Source organism: Flavobacterium sp. FG139 (genome assembly GCF_057809695.1).
In genome coordinates, this window is sequence record NZ_JBMDKL010000002.1 from 201363 (window position 1) to 214350 (window position 12988).

Annotated in this window: 12 protein-coding genes; 6 read left to right on the top strand and 6 right to left on the bottom strand. The window is 37.0% G+C overall.

Annotation, left to right across the window (positions count from 1 at the left end; translation table 11 throughout):
* Positions 1–70 precede the first annotated feature (70 nt).
* Positions 71–760, top strand: a complete 690-nt coding sequence (locus ACODSI_RS02350; RefSeq protein WP_488915242.1) for an SIR2 family NAD-dependent protein deacylase — start codon at positions 71–73, stop codon at positions 758–760.
* Between the two features lie 75 nt (positions 761–835).
* Complete coding sequence (gene purB / locus ACODSI_RS02355; protein ID WP_488915243.1) at positions 836–2179, top strand: adenylosuccinate lyase; 1344 nt, start codon at positions 836–838, stop codon at positions 2177–2179.
* Between the two features lie 110 nt (positions 2180–2289).
* Here purB and ACODSI_RS02360 read toward each other — a convergent pair whose 3' ends face one another.
* Together ACODSI_RS02360 and guaB are read right to left on the bottom strand one after the other, a co-directional pair.
* A complete protein-coding gene (locus tag ACODSI_RS02360) occupies positions 2290–2691 on the bottom strand; it encodes a hypothetical protein (protein ID WP_488915244.1) in 402 nt (133 codons plus the stop codon).
* A gap of 78 nt (positions 2692–2769) precedes the next feature.
* Entirely contained in the window at positions 2770–4242 is a 1473-nt protein-coding gene (gene guaB, locus ACODSI_RS02365; RefSeq protein WP_488915245.1) for an IMP dehydrogenase, read from the bottom strand.
* Positions 4243–4408: 166 nt separating this feature from the next.
* Here guaB and ACODSI_RS02370 point away from each other — a divergent pair, with 166 nt between their 5' ends.
* Positions 4409–6904, top strand: coding sequence for a cation-translocating P-type ATPase (locus ACODSI_RS02370; protein ID WP_488915246.1), 2496 nt, complete (start codon positions 4409–4411; stop codon positions 6902–6904).
* A gap of 357 nt (positions 6905–7261) precedes the next feature.
* Here ACODSI_RS02370 and ACODSI_RS02375 read toward each other — a convergent pair whose 3' ends face one another.
* Both ACODSI_RS02375 and ACODSI_RS02380 read right to left on the bottom strand, forming a co-directional pair.
* Positions 7262–8125 (bottom strand): hydroxymethylglutaryl-CoA lyase, encoded by an 864-nt coding sequence (locus tag ACODSI_RS02375; protein ID WP_488915247.1) that lies wholly within the window; start codon positions 8123–8125, stop codon positions 7262–7264.
* 44 nt (positions 8126–8169) lie between these two features.
* Entirely contained in the window at positions 8170–9192 is a 1023-nt protein-coding gene (locus tag ACODSI_RS02380; RefSeq protein ID WP_488915248.1) for a quinone-dependent dihydroorotate dehydrogenase, read from the bottom strand.
* Positions 9193–9330: 138 nt separating this feature from the next.
* Here ACODSI_RS02380 and pepT point away from each other — a divergent pair, with 138 nt between their 5' ends.
* The 3 genes from pepT to ACODSI_RS02395 all read left to right on the top strand — a co-directional run bounded on the left by pepT (position 9331) and on the right by ACODSI_RS02395 (position 12227).
* Positions 9331–10581, top strand: coding sequence for a peptidase T (pepT, locus tag ACODSI_RS02385; protein WP_488915249.1), 1251 nt, complete (start codon positions 9331–9333; stop codon positions 10579–10581).
* Between the two features lie 206 nt (positions 10582–10787).
* A complete protein-coding gene (locus tag ACODSI_RS02390) occupies positions 10788–11366 on the top strand; it encodes a YdeI/OmpD-associated family protein (protein ID WP_488915250.1) in 579 nt (192 codons plus the stop codon).
* A gap of 36 nt (positions 11367–11402) precedes the next feature.
* On the top strand, positions 11403–12227 hold the full coding sequence (locus tag ACODSI_RS02395; RefSeq protein ID WP_488915251.1) for an alpha/beta fold hydrolase: 825 nt from the start codon (positions 11403–11405) through the stop codon (positions 12225–12227).
* 59 nt (positions 12228–12286) lie between these two features.
* Here the strand turns inward: ACODSI_RS02395 and yajC are convergent, their stop codons facing one another.
* Positions 12287–12562, bottom strand: a complete 276-nt coding sequence (yajC, locus tag ACODSI_RS02400; RefSeq protein WP_488915252.1) for a preprotein translocase subunit YajC — start codon at positions 12560–12562, stop codon at positions 12287–12289.
* A 24-nt stretch (positions 12563–12586) separates the two neighbouring features.
* The gene (locus tag ACODSI_RS02405; protein WP_488915253.1) at positions 12587–12982 is read right to left on the bottom strand and encodes a DUF1573 domain-containing protein; all 396 of its coding nucleotides are present in this window, start codon (positions 12980–12982) and stop codon (positions 12587–12589) included.
* Positions 12983–12988 lie beyond the last annotated feature (6 nt).

Below are 12988 nucleotides of genomic sequence, written 5' to 3' on the forward strand. Positions count from 1 at the left end.
GCATTATGTCATTGAAATCATTTTTGGCAAAAATAGTAAAATTGTGTAATTTTAATTCCAAATAAAAAATATGAAAAAATTAGTCGTTTTAACAGGTGCTGGCATCTCTGCCGAAAGCGGTATCAAAACCTTTCGCGACAGTGACGGACTCTGGGAAGGTCATAACGTAATGGATGTCGCAACACCTGAAGGTTGGCTAAGAAATCAAGAATTGGTCTTGGATTTTTATAACCAAAGACGCCGACAATTGCACGAAGTACAACCCCATTTAGGACATCAAGTACTTGCCGAACTGGAAAACCATTTTGAGGTACACATCATCACTCAAAACGTAGACAACTTACACGAACAAGCAGGAAGTTCTAAGGTATTACACCTGCATGGCGAACTCTTTAAAGTGCGCAGCACTAAAAACAAAAACTATATCTTAGATTGGAAATCGGATTTAAAAACCGGTGATTCCGATCCAAATGGAAACCAATTGCGGCCACACATTGTTTGGTTTGGCGAAGAAGTTCCTGCCTTGGAAGAAGCTTTAGCCATCACCCAACAAGCCGATTATTTTGCCGTAATCGGAACCTCTTTGCAAGTGTACCCAGCAGCTGGTTTAGTAGAGTTCACACCACCAAACATTCCAATTTATTACATCGACCCAAATCCAGGAACCCTGTATAACGTAAAAAATAAAGTAGAAATTATTGGACTAAAAGCGAGTGAAGGTGTGCCTTTGCTAAAAGAAATTTTACTTAAAATGATTTAAAAAAACAGACTACAGATAACCGATAACTTACAACTTATACCTAAATTTGCACCTTCAAACAACACACACAACACCATGCAACTATCCGAATTAAACGCTATTTCACCTATTGATGGAAGATATAGAAGTAAAACGGCTTCTTTAGCTCCATTCTTTTCAGAAGAAGCTCTTATTAAATACCGAGTGCTAATTGAAGTAGAATATTTCATCGCTTTGTGCGAAGCAGATTTACCACAACTTTCAGACGTAAAAAAATTGGTTTTTGACGATTTACGTAAACTCTATACCAACTTCTCTACAGAAGATGCCATTTGGATAAAAGAAACTGAAAAAACCACCAACCACGATGTTAAAGCCGTGGAATATTTCATTAAAAGTAAATTTGACGCCCTTGGTTTAGAACCGTTTAAAGAATTCATTCACTTCGGATTAACGTCTCAAGACATTAACAATACTGCCATTCCGCTTTCTACCAAAGAAGCCTTTGAAAAAGTATACGTACCAAGTTTAATTTCGTTGATTGCCAAATTAAAAGAATTAAGCGTGGAATGGAAAGACGTTCCAATGTTAGCCAGAACCCACGGACAACCGGCTTCTCCTACCCGATTAGGAAAAGAGATTTTGGTTTTTGTAGAACGTTTGGAAGAACAAATGCGATTGTTATTCAATGTTCCGTTTGCGGCCAAATTTGGTGGTGCCACCGGAAATTACAATGCCCATCACGTAGCGTATCCCAATATCGATTGGAAGAAATTCGGAACTGATTTTGTAGAAGACATTTTAGGATTACATCATTCGTTTCCAACGACACAAATTGAGCATTACGACCATTTTGCAGCCTTTTTCGATGCTTTAAAACGAATCAACAACATTGTTTTAGATTTAGACCGAGACATTTGGACGTACGTTTCCATGGATTATTTCAAACAAAAAATCAAAGCAGGTGAAATTGGATCTTCGGCTATGCCACATAAAGTCAACCCCATTGATTTTGAAAACTCGGAAGGGAATTTAGGAATTGCCAATGCTATTTTCGAACATCTTTCTGCCAAATTACCCGTTTCTAGATTGCAACGTGATTTAACGGATAGTACGGTTTTACGAAATATCGGAGTACCGATGGGACACACGTTAATCGCTTTTGAAGCCACTTTAAAAGGATTAAATAAATTGGTTTTAAACGAAGTTAAATTCGAAGAAGATTTAGAGAAAAACTGGGCCGTAGTGGCCGAAGCGATTCAAACCATTTTACGCCGTGAAGGCTACCCGAATCCTTATGAAGCATTGAAAGATTTAACCAGAACAAACACGGTTATCAATAAAGAAGCGATTCAAAATTTCATCCAAACACTGCACGTTTCCGATGAAATTAAAGTGGAATTAATGCAAATTAGTCCGAGTAACTATTTGGGGATTTAAAAATTTAACCGCAAAGAACGCTAAGATTTTACGCAAGGTTCGCAAAGATTTAATTTGCAAACCTTGCGTTTTTTCTTTGTGCATTTTATTGTCTAGTTTGGAAAATAGATTTATTCAATTAGAATTTCAATATCATTCAAATTTCTATTGTTTCTACTTCTACCTAAAACTTTAGACAATAAAATATTGGGTATGTTAAATGGAAAAGGAAAGAATTCTAAAATAGAATCTTTTACAACTATATCTTTATAATTGTGAACCGATATTTCGAATTTCCCATATTCATCATTCTCAAAAGTAAAAAATTTGACTGCTTTTTTACCTGACTTGAAATCTCTTGATTTTAAACTTTTTTCAGTTATTTCAATCTCTTTATTTTTCTCAATATTTACAATTTTTATATAAAAATCAGGATTTATATCAATATGATATCCTCCTAAAATATAAATTGCATAAGAACCATAATAAATTTCTGATTCAATTGTTTCTGTTAAATTGAATTTAATGCTCATGATTTATTTTAAAAAAGATTCTTTATGAATGACAAACTGTAAACCAAGAACTGTCATCAGAAAACCGACAACAAAAACTTACCTCGAATAATTTGGAGCTTCCTTAGTTATCGTCACATTATGGGGATGGCTTTCTCCAATCCCACTAGCTGTTATTCTCACAAATCGTCCTGTTTCTTGTAATGTTGGTACGTCTTTAGCACCACAATAGCCCATACCTGCTCGTAAACCACCTACAAATTGTTGCATACTTTCGTTCAATTCGCCTTTGTATGGAACACGACCCACAATTCCTTCTGGGACTAATTTTTTAATATCGTCTTCCACATCTTGGAAATAACGATCTTTCGAACCTTCTTGCATGGCTTCTACCGAACCCATTCCGCGATAGGATTTGAACTTTCTTCCTTCAAAAATAATTGTTTCACCCGGAGATTCTTTGGTTCCGGCTAAAAGTGAACCCAACATCACGCAATCTGCTCCAGCGGCAATCGCTTTTGGAATATCGCCAGTATACCGAATGCCGCCATCAGCAATCACCGGAATACCAGTACCTCTTAAAGCGGCAGCGACTTCTAACACTGCCGAAAATTGTGGAAATCCAACTCCAGCCACCACACGTGTCGTACAAATCGAGCCTGGTCCGATACCTACTTTAACCGCATCAGCACCATTTTCTACTAAATATAAAGCGGCTTCTGGAGTAGCAATGTTTCCCACCACTACATCTAAATTTGGGAATTTTTCTTTTACTTGTTTTAAAACGGCCACCACACCTTGTGTATGTCCGTGAGCCGTATCAATAATCACCGCATCAACACCAGCATTTACCAAAGCCGTTGCTCGTTCTAAGGCATCGGCAGTAACTCCCAAAGCAGCAGCCACGCGCAAACGACCAAATTGATCTTTATTGGCAATAGGTTTTTGAGTTAATTTAGTAATATCTCTAAAAGTAATCAATCCAACCAATTTATAATCAGCATCGACTACAGGAAGTTTTTCGATTTTATTTTGTTGCAAAATGCCTTCTGCTTCTTGCAAGGTAGTACCCACAGCAGCAGTTACCAGGTTTTTAGAAGTCATGACTTCCAATATGGAACGCGAATTGATTTTTTCAAAACGCAAATCTCTATTGGTGGCAATTCCTTTTAAAATTCCGTTTTCATCTACCACCGGAATTCCACCAATACCAAATTCTTTCATGGCTTGTTTGGCATCGCCAACGGTTGCTGTTAAAGGTAAGGTAACTGGATCGATAATCATTCCGGCTTCGGCACGTTTCACTTTACGCACTTTGGCAGCTTGCTGTTCGATAGTCATGTTTTTGTGTAACACTCCGATGCCGCCTTCTTGTGCCATCGCAATAGCCATAGCACTTTCGGTAACCGTGTCCATGGCAGCAGAAACTATAGGGACATTCAAACTAATATTTCTCGAAAATTTCGATTGAATACTAACGTCGCGCGGTAAAACTTCGGAATAATTTGGGATGAGCAGTACATCGTCGTAAGTAAGTCCTTCTCCAACGATTTTAGTAGTGTGTGCTTTCATGTTGCAATTTAGTTGTTGTAGTTAAATTGCATGCAAATATAAGGAAAAGTACGAAGTTAGAAGTACGAAGTGGGAAGTTTTTTAGAAGCAGTAATAATATCCTCATAAAATCATTGAAAATTCAATAAAAATGACTACCTTAGAGTAACTTCTCAACTCTTTTTTTATGGCAGATACTTCTAAAATACTGAACGGCCTTTCAGAAAAAGAAGTGGCTTCTTCAAGACAAAAAAACGGCTCCAATTCATTGGAACATCAACAAAAAAATCATTTTCTGATGTCATTATTGGAAATGATAAAAGAGTCCATGTTTTTACTATTAGTTGCTGCCGCAAGTATCTATTATATTTCAGGTGATTTTGGCGACGGAATTTTTATGACAATCGCTATTTTTTTGGTGGCTGCCATTTCATTGTTTCAAGAAGCTCGCAGCAGAAACGCTATTGATGCCCTTAAAAAATTATCGCAACCCAAAAGCAAAGTGATTCGCAACGGCAAGCTAATCAAAATTCTTAGCGAAGAAATTGTTGTTGGTGATTGCATTCAAATTGAAGAAGGCGATTTCATTCCGGCTGATGCAAGTATTCTACAATCGAATGATTTCTCGGTCAATGAAGCTATTTTGACTGGCGAATCATTATCTGTTTTTAAAAACGAAACTACCGAAAACAAACTCGTCTTTCAAGGGACAACTGTGGCTACGGGCTTGGCTATTTGCGAAGTTACTGCTGTTGGAAATCAAACCAATTTGGGAAAAATTGGTAAAAGTTTGAATGAAATTGAAGAAGAAAAAACACCACTGCAAATTCAAATCACCAATTTTGTAAAAAAAATGTCCATTATTGGATTGGTCGTTTTTGGAATTGTTTGGGCCTTTAATTATTATCATTCCAAAATCATTCTAGACAGTTTACTTAAATCATTAACGATTGCGATGAGTGTTATTCCCGAAGAGATTCCGGTTGCTTTTGCCTCCTTTATGGCACTTGGTGCCTGGCGGTTAATGAAAATGGGAATAATCACTAAACAAACTAAAACTGTTGAAACTCTTGGAAGTGCTACGGTTATTTGTACCGATAAAACCGGAACGATTACCGAAAACAAAATGAGTTTGGTGCAGTTGTACCTTTTTCAATCCAATACCATAATTGAAACCAAAGAAAAATTAAATTCTGAAGCGGAAGAAGTGTTAAGTTACGCCATGTGGTCTAGTGAACCTGTACCGTTTGATGCTATGGAACTCGCAATTCATGAGGGATATGGCAAATTAGAGTCGGTAGATGAACGCCCGAATTATACATTAGTCCACGAATATCCATTGGGAGGCAAACCGCCCATGATGACGCATGTTTTTGAAGACTCCAAAGGAAACAGAATCATCGCTGCCAAAGGTGCTCCTGAAGCCATAATTGCCGTTTCAAATCTATCGGAACAAGAAAAAACTCAAATTACAACAGCCCTAAATACTATGGCTAGTAAAGGATATCGTGTTTTAGGTGTTGGCATCGCACCATTTTCTGAAAGCAATTATCCCAAAACACAACAAGAATATCAATTTGATTTTAAAGGATTAGTGGCTTTTTACGATCCACCAAAAGCCAATATTCAACAAGTTTTTGAAACGTTTTACAAAGCCGGAATTCAGGTTAAAATTGTAACTGGTGACAATGCCGAAACCACTTCAACAATTGCCAAACAAGTGGGATTTAAAGATGCTGACAACGTATTGAATGGTGACGAATTGATGGCGATGGACGAAACTACTTTAAAACAAAAGGTGATGGAAACAACCATTTTTACTCGAATGTTTCCTGAAGCCAAATTAAAAATTATTCAAGCACTAAAAGACAACAACCAAATTGTTGCCATGACTGGCGATGGCGTAAATGACGGTCCGGCTCTTAAATCGGCGCACATTGGTATAGCCATGGGTAAAAAAGGAACCGAAATCGCCAAACAAGCTGCTAATTTAATTTTGATAGACGATGATTTTTCTAAAATGATTGACGCCATTGCGATGGGCAGAAAAATTTACCTTAATCTGAAAAAAGCGATACAATACATTATTTCCATTCACATTCCAATCATATTGATTGTGTTTATTCCGTTAGCTTTAGGTTGGGTGTATCCGAATATTTTTACTCCGGTGCACATCATCTTTTTAGAGATTATTATGGGACCAACTTGCTCTATCATCTACGAAAACGAGCCCATGGAACGCAATTTAATGACTCAAAAACCACGACCGTTGACCATCACTTTTTTTAATTTAAAAGAGATTACAATTAGCATTATTCAAGGATTGGTGATTACGTTGGGTTTGTTATTTGTGTACCAATTTTGCCTCCAAAGTAATTGTACTGAAGCCTATACTAGAACTTCTATTTTCCTGACACTGATTGCCTCCAACATCTTTTTAACGTTGGAGAATCGTTCGTTTCATTATTCGATTTTGACTACCATTCGCTATAAAAACAATTTGGTTGGAATGATTATCGTAATTACAATTTTTATTACCACTTTATTACTTTTTGTCCCAGTTTTCTCAAAATTCTTTTTATTTGACAAAGTCGATGTTACGCAAATTGGAAGTAGTATTTTGGTCGCCTTTGTTTCGGTTATGTGGATTGAAATATACAAGATTTTTAAAAGACGACAATAGAAAATAGAAAAAAGATGAAAGATGAAAGACTTCGAAAACTTTAGTTTTTTATTTGAAGCAGACGTGTAGTAGTTCTAATAACGTATAGTCCCGCTTTCCGCTCTACTTCGTGCCGCTGCAATCGGGGCTAGAATACCTATTTTACTTTTCAATAGAAATTTCTAACGTCTTGCCTCTGACATCTTGCTTCTTGTTTCTAAAAACCACTACTGCCCTAGCCCAGATAGCAATGGAAAGCTTTTTGAAAGTGAAAACTTGTTTGGGTTGCGCTAAAAAAGCGACCCACGGAAGCTCTTTTTAACGCGTACCCAAACCGTTTGAACTGAAAAAACTTGGAATGCATAGCTGGATGCGCTTCTAATGAAATTCGCCAAACAATCGAGAAGCGACATTATAAGCGCTTTCAAAGCTCATCGGACTCGTACCGGTATCGGCTTTTTGTTGGGTAAAATAGGACAACATTTTTTCGGTAGGCATGTTACCGGTTAAATCGTCTTTCGCCATCGGGCAACCGCCAAAACCTTGAATGGCGCCATCATAACGACAGCAACCAGCTTTATAAGCTGCATCAATTTTCTCGAACCATTTGTCGGGCGTGGTGTGCAAATGCGCTCCGAATTCGATGTGTGGGTATTTCGGAATTAAATTGGAAAACAGATAATCAATAACATCGGGTGTGGAACTGCCAATGGTATCCGAAAGTGACAGGATTTTGACACCCATATTGGCCAATTTTTCGGTCCACTCGCCTACTACATCCACATTCCACGGATCGCCATACGGATTTCCGAAACCCATTGATATATAGGTTACGACTTCCTTATTGGATTTATCGGCGATTTCCAGAATTTCTTGTAAAGTCACCAAACTTTCGGCAATGGTTTTGTGGGTGTTTCGCATTTGGAAATTCTCCGAAATCGAAAATGGAAAGCCTAAATACTGAATCGGTTGATGCACCGAAGCCAATTCAGCGCCTTGTGTATTGGCAATGATGGCGAGCAGTTTACTGTTGGTTTGCGACAAATCGAGTTGCGCCAACACTTCGGCGGTATCGACCATTTGCGGTATGGCTTTAGGTGATACGAAGCTCCCAAAATCAAGCGTATCAAATCCCACACGAAGCAACGCCTGAAGGTAATCGACTTTACGCTCGGTAGGAATAAACGGTTTGATGCCTTGCATGGCATCGCGCGGACATTCTATGATTTTGATTTTTTCCATTGGAAGCCAAAGATAAAAAAGAAAACGATTTCGTAACTATAAAATTACTGACGTTTTTTCAAAATTAACGTATTAATGTCTTTCACTAATTGTGGCCCTTCGTAGATAAATCCGGTGTACAATTGTACCAAACTGGCACCAGCTTCTAGTTTTTCAATAGCATCTTGAGCAGAATGAATTCCTCCAACACCAATAATTGGAAACGATTTATTGCTTTTTTCAGATAAAAATCGAATGACTTCTGTAGCCCGTTTCGTCAAAGGTTTTCCAGATAATCCGCCCATTTCCACTTTGTTTTCCGATTGCAATCCGTCACGAGAAAGCGTGGTATTGGTGGCAATCACGCCTGCAATTTTAGTTTCGTTAACAATGCCAATGATGTCTAGCAATTGCGAATCGGTTAAATCGGGTGCAATTTTTAAGAGAATTGGTTTTTGCTTTGGTTTGTCTAAATTCTTGTTTTGAAGCGTTTGCAACAATTCGGTTAACGGTTTTTTGTCCTGAAGTTCACGCAAATTTGGTGTATTGGGCGAACTCACATTCACTACAAAATAATCAACGTAATCGAATAAGGCTTCAAAACAGATTTCGTAATCTTGTGTCGCTTTTTCATTGGGTGTGAGTTTATTTTTGCCAATATTTCCACCGATTAAAACGCCTTTATTTTTCTTTAATCGTTCAACAGCTTCTTGCACACCGCCGTTATTGAATCCCATTCGGTTGATGATGGCCGAATCTTCTTTTAATCGGAATAATCTTTTTTTTGGATTTCCTTCTTGACCAACAGGTGTTAGCGTTCCGATTTCAATAAATCCAAATCCGAAATTAGAAAGTTCTTGATACAACTTAGCATCTTTATCGAAACCAGCTGCCAGACCGACTGGATTTGGGAATTTTAATCCGAATACTTCCGTTTCCAATCGCTTGTCGTTCACTAAATAGAGTGATTTGAAAAATGACGAAAAACCTGGGATTTTAGATAAATTTCGAATGAATGAAAAGGTAAAATAATGTACTTTTTCGGGATCAAACCCAAAAAGTATCGGACGAATGAGTAGTTTGTACATGGTGTAGTAGTTGTGTCGCACAAAAATAGAAAATAGTATTTAGTTAACTGCTTTTTAAAGATAAAAACTAGCATGAAAACGTAAATTTAAAAGGTGCTAATTTGTATATTTGCTCATTAAAATTTACAAACTACATACATGCAACATATTATTGATCGCTTTATAAGCTACGCTATTATTGATACCGAATCGGATGCGAATTCTCCAACAACACCCAGTACAGAAAAACAATTGGTATTGGCAAATTTATTAGTAAAAGAACTCCAAACTATAGGTTTAACCGAAGTAACCATTGATGAGAATGGGTATGTAATGGGAACCTTACCAAGCAATGTAGACCACGAAGTACCTACCATCGGATTTGTTTCGCATTACGATACTTCACCCGATTTTACAGGAAAAGACGTAAAACCACAAATCGTACACAACTATGACGGTGGCGATATCGTGTTGAATGCCGAACAAAACATTATACTTTCTCCAAATTATTTTAAAGATTTATTGTTGTACAAAGGACAAACCTTAATTACAACCAACGGATTAACCTTGTTAGGCGCTGACGACAAAGCTGGTTTGACCGAAATTGTTACGGCTATGGAATATTTAGTACAACATCCCGAAATCAAACACGGAAAAATTCGTGTAGGATTCACTCCTGACGAAGAGATTGGTCGTGGTGCTGATATTTTTGATGTAGCAAAATTTGGTGCGCAATGGGCGTACACGATGGACGGCAGTCAGATTGGAGAATTGGAATACGAAAACTTCAATGCAGCTGGTGCCAAAATTATTTTTAAAGGAAAAAGCGTGCATCCGGGCTATGCTAAAGGAAAAATGATTAACTCGATGTTGATTGCCAACGACTTCATCAACGAATTACCTAAAAACGAGATTCCGCAAGAAACAGTGGATTACGAAGGTTTTTACCACGTTACTGGCTTGTCGGGTAGCATCGAAGAAACCAAATTGGAATTAATCATTCGCGATCACGATGCCGATTTGTTTCAAAAACGCAAAGAAAAAGTTTTAGAAATTGTAGCTAAAATCAATGCCAAATTTGCTGCACAATTCGGAGAAGACATTTGCATCGCAGAGATTAAAGACCAATACTACAACATGCGCGAAAAAGTAGAACCGATGATGTTTATCGTTGACTTGGCCGAGAAAGCCATGCGCGATTTGGGCATCGAACCGCTGATTAAACCAATTCGTGGCGGTACCGATGGTTCTCGATTGTCGTATATGGGATTGCCGTGCCCAAATATTTTTGCTGGCGGTCACAACTTCCACGGAAAATACGAATACGTTCCGGTGGAAAGCATGCAAAAAGCAGTAGACGTGATTGTGAAAATCGCTGAATTAACCGCTACCACTGACTTTTCGAAATAAAACAGTATCCTCAAACACTACATTTCCACAGATTTTATCTTAAAGTCTGTGGATTTTTTTATTTTTATGCATTAGAAGCGAATGGCTCGGGCGTTTTGGTTATCCCTGTTCCTGCTTTCGTTTCAATCTTTTAAACCTGTCAGGTTTAAAAGTATTTCCACTGCAATCAGGGCTAATTGGCAATGGTATGGCACAAATTTATTAGTATGAAAGAAGGAAAACACGTTTGGGACAAAGTCAGCCAATGGGAAGACGAATTGGAACTCATCAAGGCTATTATTGCTAAAACCGAGTTGGTAGAAACTACTAAATGGGGTACTTCAATGTATACCCACAAGAACAAAAACATCCTCGGAATTGGAGGTTTTAAATCCTATTTTGGAGTTTGGTTCATCAACGGTGTTTTTCTAAAAGACGAAGCCAAGGTTTTGGTCAATGCGCAAGAAGGCGTTACCAAAGCCCTACGGCAATGGCGCTTTCATTCGAAAGAAGAAATCAATGAAAAACTATTGTTACTTTACATCAAAGAAGCCATTGAAAATGAAGCAAAAGGATTGAGTCACAAACCGATAAAAAAAGAAGTGGTGATTTGCGAATTCTTTGCCAACGAACTTAAAAAAGACGGCACTTTTGCAAAAGCATTTGAAGCCTTTTCACCGTTCAAACAAAAAGAATTCTTGGAATACATCGCTACGGCGAAACAAGAAAAAACCAAAATCACCCGAATGGAAAAAATAAAACCAATGATTTTGCAAAACATTGGATTAAACGATAAATACCGATAAATGAATTTTCTTAAAAAGCATAAAATCAAGACCGTCATGACTTTACTCATAGTAAGTTATCTCATTATGTGTCAGTCGTGTATGACAATGCGAATGAATTCCAAAAAAACCAAACTCTTTTTTGAAACTTCCAAAACCAGTTATATCGACAGTACCATTTCGGTTGATGATTCTAAAATCCATTACGTACAGACAGGGAAAAACGATTTTCCTACACTGTTTTTTATTCATGGTTCACCAGGGAGTTGGGACGCCTATAAAGATTTTTTAAAAGACACTTTACTTCTCAAAAAATACCGAATGATTGCCATTGACCGACCAGGTTTTGGTTACAGTAATTTTGGTTCTTCTGAAAATTTATTTCAACAAGCCCATACCATAGAAAATTTTGTTAAAAAAATTAATAATGGAAAGAATATATACCTAGTTGGCCATTCATTTGGTGGACCCGTTATTGTAAAAATGGCAATAGATCAACCAAAACTATTTAAGCAAATTGTCATTTTAGCTGGAGCCATTGATCCCGATGCAGAAAATCCTGAAAATTGGAGACCTTTTTTTATTTCAAAACCATTGCGTTACCTAGTTCCTGGAGCACTTAGACCAGCCAATGACGAACTTTGGTGGTTAAAAAACGACTTAAAAGTAATGAAACCAACTTTGAAAAATATTGTTACCAATGTGGTTGTTATTCACGGAACCAAAGATCCTTTAGTGCCATATAGTAATGTTGCTTTTATTAAAAAAAAGTTTATTAATGCCGAGTCAATGGAAGTAATTTCTATCAAAGATGCCAATCATTTTATACCGTGGGAACATTATGAAACCATAAGAAATAAGCTTTTAAATTTGATGGAATGAAAAAATCCCAAATTCAAAAAATAATTTGAATTTGGGATTTTTATTTAAGTTAATAAACGTTAAGCTTTCTTATTCAAAGCAGCACTCATTTCTAAAGAAATAGCGGAACGCTCCATTTTCAATTTACCTGACATCGTTTCGATAACTACTGTAGTTTCAGCTAATTCATGAATTTTTCCATGTAAGCCACTTTTAGTAACGATTTTATCGCCTACTTTTAAGTTGCTTTCAAACTCTTTCTCTTTTTTAGCCTTTCTTTGTTGTGGCATGATCATGAAAAAATACATTACCACGAACATTAACAGTATGTATCCAAATGAACCAATTTGTCCCATAATTTTATAATTTAATTGTTGTTATTATTTGGCTTCAGCAGCTTGAACGTCTGCAAAAATTTGAAGCATTTCTTTTCTATTTTTAGTATTTGCTGATATTGTAACCGATTTTTGTTGCTTTCCGTGTTTGCCTTGTGAATTGAATGTTACTTTAATCACACCTTCTTCATTAGGTTTTACTGGTGATGTTGGGTATTCTCCTACGGTACATCCGCATGAGCCTTGCGCATTAGAAATAATTAAATCGGACTTACCCGAATTGGTAAAAGTGAATTTCTTTTCAACTTTTTGCCCTTCTGTAATCGTTCCAAAATCGTGTTCCGTTTCTTTAAAATCCATCGTAGGCAGATTGCTGTCATTTTTTCTACACGAAATCAAAACGGTTACTAAAAAAAGAGTAATGGCTACTTTCTTAATCATATTATA